Raw genomic sequence first — 14,362 nt, 5'->3', positions numbered from 1 at the left:
ACCGGCGCGGTCGGGCCGGTGCGCCCCGGGGCGCGGGCGGGGTGGGTGACTCAGCCCGGGGGCACCCCTACTGCTGTCGGCCGGTGGGCCCCCACGACGGGCAACCCGCCCTCCGCGGCACGCCGGTGCCACAACCGGTGCGTCCCGCGGGCCCGGCGCGGTGGGCGGCCCGGCCCGGGGTACACCGGCACCGATCCCGTCGGGTCGCTGTGCCCCGCGGGTCCTTTCCATCCCCGGGACGCACCCCCGCCGCCGGCCGAGGCGCCCCGAAGCCGACGGGGGCCTCAGCCGCCCAGTTCCTGGTGCCGTGCCGTCAGGTGGGCCGTGGCCTCATCGGTCAGGGAGCCGTACAGGCGCAGGCGGGAGATGCCGCCGTCGGGGAAGATGTCCACGCGCGCGTGCGTGCCGACCGCCGGGGACGGCAGGACGAAACGGTGGTTGGTGTCGGGCTGGAGGCGGGTGCGGGGCAGGATCTCCCGCCAGTCGCCGTCCTCGCCGTCCTGGACGGAGACGGACGCCCACCCGGCGCTGTTGCCCTTGAGGTACGCGGTGTCGATCTCCAGGGCGCGGATCTGCGCCTGCCCCGCCAGCCGGTAGCGGATCCAGTCATGGCCCTGGTCGCGGCGGCGGCGCGTCTCCCAGCCGTCGTCCATCTTGCGGGAGCGGCCCGGCTGGATGGTGTTGCCGGCGGGCGAGTAGAAGAGGTCTGAGGCGTCCTCGACCCGGCCGCCGTTCTCCAGCGCGACCACGTCGAAGGTGCCGAGCGCGGCCAGCCACCCGGGGTCCGGCACGACCTCGCCGTGCACCCGGAGCCGGGCGATGCCGCCGTCGGGGTGCTGGTTGACCCTGAGGTGGGTGAAGCGCTGCTCGGCCGCCACCTCGAAGCCGTTCGCCGCGTGGCCGCCGACCGCGGTGCGCGGGACGAGGGTGGTCCACTTGACGTCGTCCCCGAGGAGTTCCTCCGGCGAGGGCGAGCCCTCGACGCAGGTGCCCTCGACGGAGACGGCCTGCGGGTAGTTGCCGCGGAAGTGCGCGGTGTCGACGACGATCCCGCGGACGACGCCCGGGGCGCCGAGGCGGACCAGCGCCCAGTCGTGGTCCTCGGCGGCCGGCCAGGGGTGATCGGCACCGGCGCCCCGGCGGCGGCGCGTCTCCCAGCCGTCCATGATCTTGCCCTTGTGCCCGAAGTGCTCCGGGTCGAACGCGGCGCGCTCGGGCACCAGCAGGTTCTCGCGCTGGGCGAAGAACTCGTCGTTGGCGGCGATGACACCGGCACCCAGGCGCCGGTCGGCGAGGTTGGCGTACCGGGTGAAGGGGAAGTCGGCGGTGCGGTAGTCCGCGTAGGGGTCGCCGCCTCCGTAGGGGTGCGCGTCGCCGGTGAAGCGGGGAATCGCCGTCACGGTGATCAGATCTGCCTTTCGGGGTCTGGGATGGGACTCAGTGGCTTCGGGTGAGGAGCTGCCCCTTCGGTGCGGTGAACTCGCCGTCCGCGACGATCCGCTGCCCGCGCAGCCAGGTGGACTTCACCACGCCGTACAGGGTCCGGCCCGCGTACGCCGTGACGTGGTTGCGGTGCTGGAGGGCGGCCGGGTCGACGGTGAAGGTCTCGTCGGGGGCGAGGACGGCGAAGTCGGCGTCGCGGCCGGGCGCGATGGCGCCCTTGCGGTCGTCGAGGCCGACCAGTTCGCTGGTCTTCGCGGACATCCAGCGCACCACGTCCTCCAGTCCGTGCCCGCGCCTGCGGGCCTCGGTCCACACGGCCGGGAGGCTCAGCTGGAGGCCGGAGATGCCGCCCCAGGCCGTGGCGAAGTCGTCGGTCTTGAGGTCGGCGGTGGACGGGGAGTGGTCGGTGACGACGCAGTCGACGGTGCCGTCGGCGAGCGCCTGCCAGAGCAGGTCCTGGTTGGCGGCCTCGCGGATCGGCGGGCAGCACTTGAACTCGCTGGCGCCGTCGGGGACTTCCTCGGCGGTGAGGGTCAGGTAGTGGGGGCAGGTCTCGACGGTGAGACGGACGCCCTCGGCCCTCGCCTCGGCGATCATCGGCAGGGCGTCGCTGGAGGACAGGTGCAGTACGTGCACGCGCGCGTCGAGGGCCTTCGCCTCCCGGACGAGCCGGGCGATGGCGGTGTCCTCGGCGTCCCGGGGGCGGGAGGCGAGGAAGTCGGCGTACTTCGGGCCGGGTCGCTGCGGGGCGGAGGCCAGCAGGTGCGGGTCCTCTGCGTGCACGATGAGCAGGCCGTCGAAGGCGGCGATCTCCGCCATGGCGCGGGTGAGCGCGTCCCGTTCGAGGTGCGGGAACTCGTCGACGCCGGACGGCGACAGGAACGCCTTGAAGCCGAAGACGCCGGCCTCGTGCAGCGGGCGCAGGTCCTTGACGTTGTCCGGCAGGGCGCCGCCCCAGAAGCCGACGTCGATGTGCGCCTTGTCGGCGGCGACCCGCTGCTTGGTGCGCAGGTGCGCGACGGTCGTGGTCGGCGGCAGGGAGTTCAGGGGCATGTCGACGAGGGTCGTGATGCCCCCGGCCGCCGCGGCGCGGGTGGCGGTCCAGAAGCCCTCCCACTCGGTGCGGCCGGGATCGTTGACGTGGACGTGGGTGTCGACCAGGCCGGGCAGGAGCACGTGGTCGCCCAGGTCCTCAAGGCGGGCGCCCCCGGGGACGGGGGCGTCGTACGGCAGGACGGCCGTGATCGTGCCGCCGGCGACGGCGACCGACGCGGCGCGCGTCCCCTCGGGAGTGATGACACGCGTCGAGCGGAGCACCAGTTCAGCGTCGGACACCCGAACCCCTTCCTTCAACATTCTGTTGAAAAATTCTTCACTCCCGCTCCGCCCCCGTCAAGGGCACACTGCTACAGGACGCACCCGCACTCCCACCGGCTGGACTTTTCCACGAAGCGGAATTAGTATCCCGGGAAGCGAAATGCTACCCGAAAGGAATCGCCGTGCCGACGTCCAGCGCCAGCACCACCGGCTCCGCCCGGTCCTCCGCCAACGGCGGCGTCCAGTCCCTGGAGCGCGCCTTCGACCTGCTCGAACGGATGGCGGACGCGGGCGGCGAGGTCGGCCTGAGCGAGCTGTCCGCGAGCAGCGGTCTCCCCCTGCCGACCATCCACCGGCTGATGCGGACGCTGGTGGCCTGCGGATACGTACGCCAGCAGCCGAACCGGCGGTACGCGCTCGGCCCGCGTCTGATCCGCCTCGGGGAGTCGGCCGCCCGGCTGCTCGGCACCTGGGCGCGGCCGTACCTCGCGCGGCTGGTCGAGGAGACCGGCGAGACGGCGAACATGGCGCTGCTGGACGGGGACGAGATCGTCTACGTGGCACAGGTGCCGTCGAAGCACTCGATGCGGATGTTCACGGAGGTCGGCCGGCGCGTGCTGCCGCACTCCACGGGCGTGGGCAAGGCGCTGCTCGCCGGATTCCCGCCGGAGGAGGTGCGGGCGCTGCTGGCCCGGACGGGCATGCCCGCCGCCACGGAGAAGACGATCACGACGGCCGACGGCTTCCTCGCGGCCCTGGAGGACGTACGCCGCCAGGGCTACGCGATCGACGACAACGAGCAGGAGATCGGCGTCCGCTGCCTCGCGGTCCCGGTGCCCGACTCCCCCACCGCCGCGGCCATCTCCATCTCGGGTCCCGCGGGGCGGGTCACGGAGGCGGCCACGGAGAGGATCGTGCCGGTCCTCCAGCAGATCGCCGGCGAACTCTCCGAGGCACTGGCGAGCCAGAATCCGGCCTGAGGCCCCCTCCGCCCCGCCGCCCGCGGGGCATCGCGGCGAAGCCCGCCACCGGCGTGACGAGGACTCAGGCGCGGGCGACCGGCCCCCGGAGCCGCCCGCACCCGCCGAGAGACCGGGCGCTCCCCTCAGCCCTGACCGCGCACCGGCCCCCCGAACAGATCCACGGCCCGGCGCACCTCCGCCAGCCCGGGCGACAGTGCGCTCACCGAGCCGATCGCGCCGGCGATCAGCAGTAACGAGCGGCGCAGCCGCGGGACTTCGGGGAGGCCGCCGGCGACGGCGGCGTCCAGGGCGGCGAGTTCCTCCTCGGCGATGCTCCGGTCGGCGAACTCGACCGGATGGGCGGCGAGTCGGCGGCGCAGCCGGGCCACGGCGGAGCGCAGCTCCGTCACCCGCCGGTCCTCGTCGCCGCCGGCCACCGGCCCCTGCCGCTTCTGCTCCACGCTCCGCAACACAGTCCTCCCCCTCGCACCCGCGTGCGCGTGCCGTTCCTCCGCGAAGTCCCCCACACCGGACCCCGACCGGACGCCCGGCCGATCGGTGCGGGCGACAGTAAACGACGCGGGCCACCGGGCGCCAGTCCATTGCGTCATCATCCTGTTTCGCTGCGTTACATCGTGGCCTGAACCGATCGGGGCGCCGGGGCACCGCGGCGGGGCGGCTCCGCTGCGGTATGCAGGGTCCATGACGACACCGGAGACGACAGGCGAACACCCCGAGATCGCGGGGCTGCTGCTCGCCGCGGGGGGCGGGCGGCGGCTCGGCGGGCGCCCCAAGGCGCTGCTCACACACCGGGGGCGGCCGCTGGTGGAGCACGCGGTGCGGGTGCTGCGCGAGGGCGGCTGCGCGCGGATCCACGTGGTGCTGGGGGCACGGTCCGCACACGTGCGGGCGCAGGCCTCGCTGCCGGACTGCGTCCTCGTGGACAACCCCGACTGGGAACAGGGCATGGGCACGTCCCTGCGGGCCGGGCTTGATTCACTCGCCGGCACGGGGGCCCGGGCCGCCCTGGTCTCGCTCGTCGACCAGCCCGGCATCGGCCCCGAGGCGGTGGCCCGGGTCCTCGGCGCCTGCCGGGACGAGGGGTCCCTGGTGGCGGCCGCGTACGACGGGGCGCGCGGCCACCCGGTGCTGTTCGGAGCGGCCCACTGGGCGGGGGTCGCCGCGACTGCCACCGGGGACCGGGGGGCACGCGCCTATCTGAGGGAGCACGCCCCGGCGATCACGCTCGTCGAGTGCGGCGACGTGGCCCGGCCCTTCGACATCGACACCGAGGCCGACCTGGCGCACCTTGAGTGAACGAGGTGGCACGCAGCGCCACCTTGCCTCGATCCGGAGAATCTCGACATCAACAAACGATTGAACTTCCACCATGAGGAAACTAGTATCCACTGTTCAGAAGCGCCCGAGGGCTTGCAGGGCGCCGAACGCCGTATCCGGGAAGACTGGCACCCGGTGCCACACACGCCGGCTCGTCTTCACAGCTCGCTGAAGGAAGTGACCGTCCATGTCCGCTCCAGCGCCGTCCCCGCTGGCCATCGTCGACGCCGAGCCCCTGCCCCGGCAGGAGGAGGTCCTCACCGAAGCGGCACTCGCCTTCGTGGCCGAGCTGCACCGGCGGTTCACGCCCCGGCGTGACGAACTCCTCGCCCGCCGCGCCGAGCGCCGCGCCGAGATCGCCCGCACCTCCACCCTGGACTTCCTCCCGGAGACCGCCGCGATCCGCGCCGACGACTCCTGGAAGGTCGCCCCGGCCCCGGACGCCCTGAACGACCGCCGCGTCGAGATCACCGGCCCGACCGACCGCAAGATGACCATCAACGCGCTCAACTCCGGCGCCCGGGTGTGGCTCGCGGACTTCGAGGACGCCTCCGCGCCCACCTGGGAGAACGTGGTCCTCGGCCAGCTCAACCTGATCGACGCCTACACCCGGAGCATCGACTTCACGGACCCGGCCTCCGGCAAGTCCTACGCCCTGAAGGCGGAGGAGGAGCTCGCCACGGTCGTCATGCGCCCGCGCGGCTGGCACCTGAACGAGCGTCACCTTCTCGACGCGGACGGCACCCAGGTGCCCGGCGCGCTCGTCGACTTCGGCCTGTACTTCTTCCACAACGCCCAGCGCCTGCTGGACCTGGGCAAGGGCCCGTACTTCTACCTGCCCAAGACGGAGTCGCACCTGGAGGCCCGCCTCTGGAACGAGGTGTTCGTCTTCGCCCAGGAGTACTGCGGCATCCCGCAGGGCACCGTCCGCGCCACGGTCCTCATCGAGACGATCACGGCCGCGTACGAGATGGAGGAGATCCTCTACGAGCTGCGCGACCACGCCTCCGGGCTGAACGCGGGGCGCTGGGACTACCTGTTCTCCATCGTGAAGAACTTCCGTGACGGCGGCGCGAAGTTCGTGCTGCCGGACCGCAACGCGGTCACGATGACGGCGCCGTTCATGCGCGCCTACACCGAACTTCTCGTCCGCACCTGCCACAGGCGCGGCGCGCACGCGATCGGCGGCATGGCCGCCTTCATCCCCTCCCGCCGGGACGCCGAGGTCAACAAGGTCGCCTTCGAGAAGGTCCGCGCCGACAAGGACCGCGAGGCGAACGACGGTTTCGACGGCTCCTGGGTCGCCCACCCCGACCTGGTGCCGATCGCCATGGAGTGCTTCGACAAGGTCCTCGGCGACAAGCCGCACCAGAAGGACCGGCTGCGCGAGGACGTCGACGTCAAGGCCGCCGACCTCATCGCCGTCGACTCGCTGGACGCCAGGCCCACCTACGCCGGGCTGGTCAACGCCGTGCAGGTCGGCATCCGTTACATCGAGGCGTGGCTGCGCGGACTCGGCGCGGTCGCCATCTTCAACCTGATGGAGGACGCCGCCACCGCCGAGATCTCCCGCTCCCAGATCTGGCAGTGGATCAACGCCGGTGTCGTCCTCGACGACGGCAAGCGCGTCACCGCCGAGCTGGCCCGCGAGGTCGCCGCCGAGGAACTCGCGAACATCCGCGCGGAGCTCGGCGAGGAGGCCTTCGCGGCGGGCAACTGGCAGCAGGCGCACGACCTGCTGCTGAAGGTCGCCCTCGACGAGGACTACGCCGACTTCCTCACGCTCCCGGCGTACGAGCAGCTCACGGGCTGAACGGCCGTCACCGCTCCGAGTGGCCCAGGGTCTTGCCCGGGGCCACTCGGTCGCGTACGGCCTTCTTCACGGCGGTCGGCTCGGGGAAGCCCTGCTCGCGCCGGTCCCAGACGACCTCGTCCCCGACACGGACGACGAACACCCCGCCGGTGCCCGGCTTCAGGGCCAGTTCCGTCAGCTCGGCCTCGAAGGTCGTGAGCAGTTCCTGCGCCAGCCAGGCCGCGCGCGGCAGCCAGCGGCACTGGGTGCAGTACTCGATCTCGACACGGCCACTCATCCGAGGTGCACCGACCAATCCTGCTCGGCCGCGGGCTTGCCGTGCAGGTCGGGGACCTGCCGGAGCCACGCGGGACGTCCTTGCTGGTTCCTCGCCGTGCGCAGGGCCTCCTCGGCGGCGAGTTCCTCCCTGCTGGGGAAGCCGGTGGGCAGCCAGGCCCCGGAGGCCCGCACGCGCGCGTGGAGGTGCGCCACGTACGCCTCGCGCGCCTGCTCCGGGCCGGCGAAGGCCGGGTCGTCCGCCAGCCAGGCGTCCGGGACCTCGGCGAGGATCGCGCGCAGCAGCTCCTCGGTCACCCGGGGCGCGAACTTTGCGTCGGCGGCCCGCACGTCGGGCGCGTAGTGGCCGAGGGCGTGGTGCCGCAGGTCGTAGGCCTTGGCGGGGTCGGTGCCGTCCCAGCGGTGGTGGAAGACGAGGGCGGCGCCGTGGTCGATCAGCCACAGGCGCGGGCGGGCGACGCCCAGCGTGGGCCAGACCATCAGGTTGGAGCTGTGGACCGTGCGGTCGACGTTGGCCGTGAGGGCGTCGAGCCAGACGATCCGGCCCGCCTCCAGGGGGTCCACGGAGAAGACCCGGGCGATCTCCGGGGTGAAGTCCCGGGCGCCCGGCAGGAAGTCCATGCCGAGGTTGACCCCCGCGCTGGCCGCGTGCAGGCCCCGCACCTCCTGGTGCGGCTCGTGCTCCGCGATCGCCGGGTCGAAGTGCACCAGGACCAGTTCGGGGAAGCGCAGCCCGAGGGCGCGGGCCAGCTCCCCCACGATCACCTCGGCGACGAGCGCCTTGCGGCCCTGCGCGGAGCCGGTGAACTTCACGACGTAGGTGCCGAGGTCGTCGGCCTCGACGACGCCGGGCACGGAGCCGCCGGAGCGCAGCGGCTCGACGTACCGGGTCGCGGTGACCTCTCTCAGCATGTTCCCGGCCCCCACAGACCACTCACCTGGTGTTGCACGGCCGACTCCAGCGCATGGATCCCGAGCATACAAAGCCGGGCGGCCCGGCGCGGCGGTGATTTCGGTCGGAGGCCCCTCGGTAAGGGCAGCCTTCCCTTACTGGGCTAGGCTGCGGCGGACCACCGGAAACGCACACACCCCGGGAGCCGGCCTTGCCGCACACCGTCGACACCGTCTCCGCACGGGAGCAGGGCTGGACCGAACTGGCGTCGCCCGCCGAGCTGCGCGACCTGCTGGGCGAGCCATGGCCGGTGGTGATCGAGAAGGTCCACGACCGGCTCACCGGACAGGACCGGGACATCCTGGCCCGCTCCCCGCTGTGCCTGCTGGCCACCTCCGACGCGCGGGGCAACTGCGACGTCTCCCCGCGCGGGGACGCACCCGGCTTCACGCACGTCCTCGACGCCGGCACGCTCGCCCTGCCCGACCGGCCGGGCAACCGGCGCGGCGACAGCTTCCACAACATCCTCGACAACCCGCACGCGGGGCTGCTGTACCTGATCCCCGGCAGCAAGGAGGTGCTGCGGGTCAACGGGCGGGCGCGCGTCCTGACCGACGCGCCGTTCTTCGACGCCATGGCCCAGGACGGCCGGCGCCCCGCGCTGGCGCTCGTCCTCGAGATCGACGAGATCTACGCGCACTGCCCGATGTCGCTGCGCCGCTCGGGGGTGTGGGATCCGGCCTCCTGGCCGGCCGGCTGAGTCCGCCATCCGACCCCCTGATCCCTTGCGGGTTAGGTTAGGCTAACCTCTCCTCGTGAGATCCGGTGAACCCCCCGCGGACGGGCAGCGCCTGCGCGGACATGAGCTTTCGGCCACGGGCGTGACCGTGTCCTACGACGGCACCGACGTCGTGCACGACGCGGCGATCGTGCTGCGGCCCGGCGAGGTGACCGCCCTGGTCGGCCCCAACGGCAGCGGGAAGTCGACGCTGCTGCGGACGGTCGCCCGGTTGCAGCGCGCCCGCCGCGCCCGGCTGCGGATCGACACCGAGACCGACGGACTCGCCCTGTCCGCCCGGGAGTTCGCGCGGCACGTGGCCCTGCTGACGCAGGGACGGCCCACGCCCAGCGGGCTGACCGTGCGGGACCTGGTCGAGTTCGGGCGCTACCCCCACCGGGGCCGCTTCGGCCGCCCGGACCCGGACACCTCGGACGCGGTCGGGCGGGCGCTGGCCCTGACCGGGGTCACCGACCTCGCCGAGCGCGGCGCCGACCACCTCTCGGGCGGGCAGCTGCAGCGGGTCTGGCTCGCGAGCTGCCTCGCGCAGGAGACCGGCGTACTGCTGCTGGACGAGCCGACGACCTACCTCGACCTGCGCTACCAGGTCGAACTCCTCGACCTCGTGCGCGACCTGGCCGACGACCACGGGATCGCCGTGGGCGTCGTGCTGCACGACCTCGACCAGGCAGCGGCCGTCGCCGACCGGATCACGCTGCTCGAAGCGGGCCGGATCGTCGCCGAAGGCCCGCCCGAGGACGTCCTGACGCCGGAACGCCTGACCGCCGTCTACGGCATCCGCATCGACGTCGACACCGACCCCCTGACCGGCCGGATCCGGACCCGTCCGGTCGGCCGCCACCACACCCGCACCACTCCAAGCGAAAGGCTCGGCACCACCTCATGAGACGTCCCCTGCTCACCGCGGCCACCACCACCGCCGCGGCGCTCGTCCTCGCCGCCTGCGGCACCACCGAGCCGGCCGCCGACAGCGCGAGGAAGCCGTCCGAGGCGATCAGCCTCACCGACGCCACCGGCAGGAAGGTCGAACTCGACGGCCCCGCCGAGAAGGTCGTCGCCACCGAGTGGAACGAGGTCGAGAGCCTCATCACCCTCGGCGTCGACCCGGTCGGCGTCGCCGACGTCAAGGGCTACAAGACCTGGGACACCGCCGTCCCGCTGAAGAACGAGCCCGAGGACATCGGCACGCGCGGCGAGCCCAGCACGGACACCATCGCCTCGCTCTCCCCCGACCTCATCGTGGCGAGCTCCGACCTGCCGGACGCCGCCGTGAAGCAGCTGCGGAGGATCGCCCCCGTGCTGGAGATCAAGTCGGCCGACGCCTCCGACCAGATCGGGCAGATGTTCGAGAACCTCGACCTGATCGCGAAGGCCACCGGCACCACCGACCGGGCCGAGGCCGCCCGCAAGAGCTTCGAGGCCAAGGTCGCCGAGGGCAGGAAGGCCCTCGCCGACGCGCGGCTCGACGGCAGCTCCGTCGCCTTCGCCGACGGGTACGTGACGTCCAACCAGGTCTCCCTGCGGCCGTACACCAGCGGCTCCCTCATCGGCTCCGTCCACGAGGAACTCGGCCTGGAGAACGCCTGGAAGGTCAAGGGCGACCCGGCCTACGGCCTCGGCACCACCGACGTGGAGGGCCTCACCGGCCTGCCGGAGGACACCGCGTTCGCCTACATCGGCAACGACGGCGACAAGGCCAGCAACCCGTTCGCCGGGCAGCTGAGGAAGAACGCCGTGTGGACCTCCCTGCCGTTCGTGAAGGCGGGCGACGTGCACCGGCTGCCCGACGGCATCTGGATGTTCGGCGGTCCCGGCTCGATGGAGGCGTACATCGACGCCCTCGTCGGCGCGCTGACGAAGTAGCGCCCGTCATGGCCGTCACCGAAGCGCCCCCCGCCGTCCGTCCCCCGGCGGCCGCGTCCCGGACCGGTGCCGCCGCGGTGACGGCCGGGCTCGTCCTCCTCGTCGGCGCCCTCGCGGTCGTCGACCTCACCCAGGGCACCGCCGCCGTCGGACCGGCGCAGGTGGTCAAGGCCCTGACCGGGCAGGCCGATCCGGCCGACACGTCCGTGGTGGTCGCCTCCCGGCTGCCGCGGACGACCGCCGGCGTCCTGGTCGGCGTCGTCCTCGGCGTCGCGGGCGCCGTCCTGCAGGCCGTCAGCCGCAACGTGCTCGCCTCCCCCGACACCCTCGCGGTCAACGCCGGTTCCTACCTGGCGCTCGGGCTGACCGGCGCGACCGGTGTCTCCCTGCCGCTGCTCGCCTCCTCCGGCGTCGCCTTCGCGGGCGGGCTTGCGGCCGCCGCCGTGGTGCTCGCCCTGTCCGGCCTCGGAACCGGCACCGTACGGCTGGTCCTCGCCGGTACCGCGCTCGCCCTGGGCCTGAACTCCGTCACCGAGGGGCTCCTGCTGCTGTTCCCACAGCAGACCGAGGGCCTCTACCAGTGGAACCAGGGCAGCATCGGCCAGAACGGCTTCGACGGCGTCCTGCAGATGCTGCCCGTCGCCCTCGTGGGGCTCGCCGGGCTGCTGCCGATCGCCCGCCGCGTCGACGCGCTGGCCCTCGGCGACGACGCCGCCCGCGGCCTGGGCGTCCCGGTGCACGCCACCCGCGTCACGGTGGTGGTGCTGGCGGCGCTGCTGTCCGCGGCGGCCGTCACCCTCGCCGGGCCCCTCGGCTACGTCGGGCTGTGCGCGCCCGCCCTGGTGCGCCCGCTGGCCCGCCGGGTCCGGGGCCTCGTGCGCGCCCGGGCGGCCCTGCCCGTGGCCGGACTCGCCGGGGCGGCGCTGGTGCTCGGCTCGGACGTGCTGCTGCGGGCCCTGATCCCGGCGGACACCGCCGTCGCCGTCCCCACCGGCATCGTCACCAGCCTGGTCGGCGCCGTGTTCCTGGTGGTGACGGCCCTGCGGCTGCCCGGCACGGGCGGGGCCGACGCCCCCGACCGGCTGCGCGCCCCCGGCCGGACGGCCTTCCTGGTCACGGTGACCGCCCTGGCCGCCCTGGTCGCCGGCGTCGTACTGGCCGGTGTCCTGCTGGGCGACAGCAAGCTCCTGCTCGGCGACGTCGCCAACTGGGCGCAGGGGCGGGCCGGCCGGACCGTCTCCTTCGTCCTGGACACCCGGGTGCCGCGCGTGCTCGCGGCGCTGTGCGCGGGCGCCGCGCTCGCCCTGGCCGGCACGCTGGTGCAGGCCGTCACCCGCAACCCGCTGGCGGAACCCGGCGTGCTGGGCGTCTCGGGCGGGGCCGCGCTGGGTGCCGTGCTGCTCGTGACCACCGCGCCCGCCGCCGGTTCCTGGGGGGTCGCCGGTGCCGCGTTCGCGGGCGCGGGACTGGCCTCCGCCCTCGTCTTCGGGCTCGCCGCCCGGGGCGGCTACCGGCAGAACCGGCTCGTGCTCGTCGGCATCGGCGTGGCCGCCGGGTCCACGGCCCTGATCAGCCTGCTCATCGTCCTCACCGACCCGTTCAACGCCACGAAGGCGCTGACCTGGCTGTCCGGTTCGACGTACGGGCGCACCGGGGCGGACGTGCTGCCCGTCGCGCTCGTGCTGGCGGCGGGTCTGGCCGTCGCCGTCGCCCGGCGCACCGAGCTGGACCTCGTCTCCCTGGACGAGCACACCCCGCGGCTGCTCGGTCTGGGACTGCCCCGGGCCCGGCTCGGGTTCCTGGTGGTGAGCGTCCTGCTCACGGCGACCGCCGTCGCCTGCGCCGGCACCATCGGCTTCGTCGGTCTCGTCGCGCCGCACGCGGCACGGGCCCTGGTGGGCCGGCGGCACGTACGGGTCGTACCGGTCGCCGTCCTGCTGGGCGCCGCGCTCGTCTGCACGGCCGATCTGCTCGGCCGTACGGTCATCGCCCCCGCCCAGCTCGGGGCTGGGCTGATGACCGCGGTGATCGGCACCCCGTACTTCCTGTGGCTGCTGGTGCGGAGCCGGAAGGCGACATAACACCGCGAAGTCCGGCCAATGGCGCACATGCCTCACCTCGCCCTGTTGGATGGTTCCCCACACGACGGGAGCGAGGGAGCATGGCGGAGGACGTCACGGACGCGGGCCCGCCGCCGTCCGCGAGCCTGAAGCCCGACGCGATCGGGTTCCTGGACGCGCTGGTCATCGGACTCAACGCGACCTCCCCGGCGTACTCGATGGCGGCGGCCATCGGCCCGGTCGTGGCCCTGGTCGGCGTCTACGCCCCCGGGGTCATGCTCGCGTCGTTCGTGCCGATGCTGCTGATCGCCTCGGCGTTCTACCACCTCAACAGGGCCGACCAGGACTGCGGTACGACCTTCTCGTGGGTCACCCGGGCCATGGGGCCGTGGGCGGGCTGGCTCGGCGGCTGGGCCATCACGATGACCGGGGTCCTGGTGGTCGGGTCGCTGGCGGACGTCGCGGTGACCTTCTTCCTGCTCTCCGCCGGACTGGACGGGTGGGCCGCGAACGACGCGGTGCGCCAGGTGCTGACGGTGCTGCTCATCCTGGTGATGACGGCCGTCTGCGTGATCGGCACCGAGGTGTCGGCCCGGGTGCAGGACGTCCTCATCCTGGCGCAGGTCGCCTGCCTGCTGGCCTTCGCCGTGGTGGCCCTGTACCGCGTCTACGCCGGCACCGGCACGCTCGGCCCGACCGAGCCGAGGCTCGCGTGGCTGGACCCGTTCGGTGCCGGCGGGGCGCCCCTGACCTCGTCCCTGCTGCTGGGCGTGTTCATCTACTGGGGCTGGGAGTCGGCGGTCAACCTCACCGAGGAGACCGAGGACTCCGCCACCGCGCCCGGCATGGCGGCCGTGTGGTCGACGGTGCTGCTGCTGGTGACCTACGTGGCGGTCGCCTACGCGGTCGTGGCCTACGCCGGGACGGACTACCTGGCGGAGAACGCGGCGGAGGAGGAGTTCCTCTTCGCGCAGCTCGCGAAGGAGGCGATGGGCGACTGGGACTGGGTCGTGCTGCTGGCGGTCTCGACCTCCGCGCTGGCCTCCACCCAGACGACGATCATCCCCGCGTCGCGCACGGCGCTGTCCATGGCGCGCCGGCACGCGCTGCCCGGCCGCTTCGGCCACATCCACCCGCGCTTCCGCACCCCCGACGTGAGCACCTGGTGGGTCGCCGGCATCGCCGTCGCCTGGTACCTCACGCTGTACAACCTCAGCGAGAACGCCCTCTTCGACTCCCTCACCGCGCTGTCCCTGCTGATCGCGTTCTACTACGCGCTCACGGGGATCGCCTGCGCGGTGTACTACCGCCGCGAACTGACCAGCGGCGTCCGGAACTTCCTGCTGATCGGCCTCGGCCCGCTGGCCGGTGCCGGGCTGCTGGCATGGCTGCTGGCGGAGTCCGTGGCGGACATGGCCGACCCGGACAACTCCTACAGCGGAGTCTCCTGGCTGGGGGTCGGTCCACCGCTCGTCATGGGCCTCGCCGTCTTCCTCACGGGCGTGGTGCTGATGGTGGTGCGGCGCCTGCGGGCCCCCGCGTTCTGGTCGGAACGGCCCGGAGTGGTCGACCCCCGCCTCGTTCCCCGCAAGGAGTGAT

General features: G+C 73.3%; 13 protein-coding genes. 8 read left to right on the top strand and 5 right to left on the bottom strand.

All coding sequences use genetic code 11. The features are described 5' to 3' along the window. Positions 1-284: 284 nt before the first annotated feature. The gene (gene alc / locus ABZY20_RS11080) at positions 285-1,400 is read right to left on the bottom strand and encodes an allantoicase (RefSeq protein ID WP_356439816.1); all 1,116 of its coding nucleotides are present in this window, start codon (positions 1,398-1,400) and stop codon (positions 285-287) included. A 37-nt stretch (positions 1,401-1,437) separates the two neighbouring features. Next, positions 1,438-2,778 (bottom strand): allantoinase AllB, encoded by a 1,341-nt coding sequence (gene allB, locus ABZY20_RS11075; protein ID WP_356439813.1) that lies wholly within the window; start codon positions 2,776-2,778, stop codon positions 1,438-1,440. A 164-nt stretch (positions 2,779-2,942) separates the two neighbouring features. Between allB and ABZY20_RS11070 the strand changes: the two genes are divergently transcribed. Then, a complete protein-coding gene (locus ABZY20_RS11070) occupies positions 2,943-3,740 on the top strand; it encodes an IclR family transcriptional regulator (RefSeq protein WP_356439811.1) in 798 nt (265 codons plus the stop codon). A 125-nt stretch (positions 3,741-3,865) separates the two neighbouring features. On the opposite strand, the gene ABZY20_RS11065 is transcribed toward ABZY20_RS11070, so the two are convergent. After that, a complete protein-coding gene (locus ABZY20_RS11065) occupies positions 3,866-4,195 on the bottom strand; it encodes a DUF5955 family protein (protein WP_356439808.1) in 330 nt (109 codons plus the stop codon). Between the two features lie 229 nt (positions 4,196-4,424). On the opposite strand from ABZY20_RS11065, the gene ABZY20_RS11060 reads away from it, so the two are divergent. Beyond that, the gene (locus ABZY20_RS11060; RefSeq protein WP_356439805.1) at positions 4,425-5,039 is read left to right on the top strand and encodes a nucleotidyltransferase family protein; all 615 of its coding nucleotides are present in this window, start codon (positions 4,425-4,427) and stop codon (positions 5,037-5,039) included. 208 nt (positions 5,040-5,247) lie between these two features. Beyond that, positions 5,248-6,873 carry a malate synthase A gene (gene aceB, locus ABZY20_RS11055; protein ID WP_356439802.1) on the top strand — a complete coding sequence of 542 codons (1,626 nt, stop codon included), beginning with the start codon at positions 5,248-5,250 and terminating at the stop codon, positions 6,871-6,873. A gap of 7 nt (positions 6,874-6,880) precedes the next feature. On the opposite strand, the gene ABZY20_RS11050 is transcribed toward aceB, so the two are convergent. Both ABZY20_RS11050 and ABZY20_RS11045 read right to left on the bottom strand, forming a co-directional pair. Beyond that, entirely contained in the window at positions 6,881-7,150 is a 270-nt protein-coding gene (locus tag ABZY20_RS11050; RefSeq protein ID WP_030242193.1) for a SelT/SelW/SelH family protein, read from the bottom strand. Next, positions 7,147-8,061, bottom strand: a complete 915-nt coding sequence (locus ABZY20_RS11045; protein WP_356439799.1) for a HipA family kinase — start codon at positions 8,059-8,061, stop codon at positions 7,147-7,149. The genes ABZY20_RS11050 and ABZY20_RS11045 overlap by 4 nt, the downstream gene beginning before the upstream one ends. Positions 8,062-8,252: 191 nt before the next feature. Between ABZY20_RS11045 and ABZY20_RS11040 the strand changes: the two genes are divergently transcribed. The 5 genes from ABZY20_RS11040 to ABZY20_RS11020 all read left to right on the top strand — a co-directional run bounded on the left by ABZY20_RS11040 (position 8,253) and on the right by ABZY20_RS11020 (position 14,361). Then, the gene (locus ABZY20_RS11040; RefSeq protein WP_356439797.1) at positions 8,253-8,801 is read left to right on the top strand and encodes an MSMEG_1061 family FMN-dependent PPOX-type flavoprotein; all 549 of its coding nucleotides are present in this window, start codon (positions 8,253-8,255) and stop codon (positions 8,799-8,801) included. A gap of 55 nt (positions 8,802-8,856) precedes the next feature. Beyond that, complete coding sequence (locus tag ABZY20_RS11035; protein WP_356439794.1) at positions 8,857-9,726, top strand: ABC transporter ATP-binding protein; 870 nt, start codon at positions 8,857-8,859, stop codon at positions 9,724-9,726. Beyond that, positions 9,723-10,703 carry an iron-siderophore ABC transporter substrate-binding protein gene (locus ABZY20_RS11030; protein WP_356439791.1) on the top strand — a complete coding sequence of 327 codons (981 nt, stop codon included), beginning with the start codon at positions 9,723-9,725 and terminating at the stop codon, positions 10,701-10,703. Before ABZY20_RS11035 ends, ABZY20_RS11030 begins: the two co-directional genes overlap by 4 nt. Before the next feature lie 8 nt (positions 10,704-10,711). Next, the gene (locus ABZY20_RS11025; RefSeq protein ID WP_356439788.1) at positions 10,712-12,784 is read left to right on the top strand and encodes an iron ABC transporter permease; all 2,073 of its coding nucleotides are present in this window, start codon (positions 10,712-10,714) and stop codon (positions 12,782-12,784) included. Between the two features lie 80 nt (positions 12,785-12,864). Further along, positions 12,865-14,361: an APC family permease gene (locus tag ABZY20_RS11020; RefSeq protein WP_356439785.1), complete on the top strand. Its 1,497-nt coding sequence runs from the start codon at positions 12,865-12,867 to the stop codon at positions 14,359-14,361. Position 14,362: the final 1 nt, after the last annotated feature.

The organism is Streptomyces sp. NPDC006624 (assembly GCF_040611555.1).
Lineage (GTDB): Bacteria > Actinomycetota > Actinomycetes > Streptomycetales > Streptomycetaceae > Streptomyces.
The sequence above is the reverse complement of the archived record's forward strand: the minus strand, read 5'-3'. Positions and strand labels throughout refer to the sequence as shown.

Excerpts from the sequence above, each read along its gene's own strand:
- ABZY20_RS11060 (WP_356439805.1), top strand. The coding sequence starts at position 4,425 with ATGACGACACCGGAGACGACAGGCGAACACCCCGAGATCGCGGGGCTG.
- aceB (WP_356439802.1), top strand. The coding sequence starts at position 5,248 with ATGTCCGCTCCAGCGCCGTCCCCGCTGGCCATCGTCGACGCCGAGCCC.
- ABZY20_RS11050 (WP_030242193.1), bottom strand. The coding sequence starts at position 7,150 with ATGAGTGGCCGTGTCGAGATCGAGTACTGCACCCAGTGCCGCTGGCTG.
- ABZY20_RS11045 (WP_356439799.1), bottom strand. The coding sequence starts at position 8,061 with ATGCTGAGAGAGGTCACCGCGACCCGGTACGTCGAGCCGCTGCGCTCC.
- ABZY20_RS11030 (WP_356439791.1), top strand. The coding sequence starts at position 9,723 with ATGAGACGTCCCCTGCTCACCGCGGCCACCACCACCGCCGCGGCGCTC.
- ABZY20_RS11025 (WP_356439788.1), top strand. The coding sequence starts at position 10,712 with ATGGCCGTCACCGAAGCGCCCCCCGCCGTCCGTCCCCCGGCGGCCGCG.
- ABZY20_RS11020 (WP_356439785.1), top strand. The coding sequence starts at position 12,865 with ATGGCGGAGGACGTCACGGACGCGGGCCCGCCGCCGTCCGCGAGCCTG.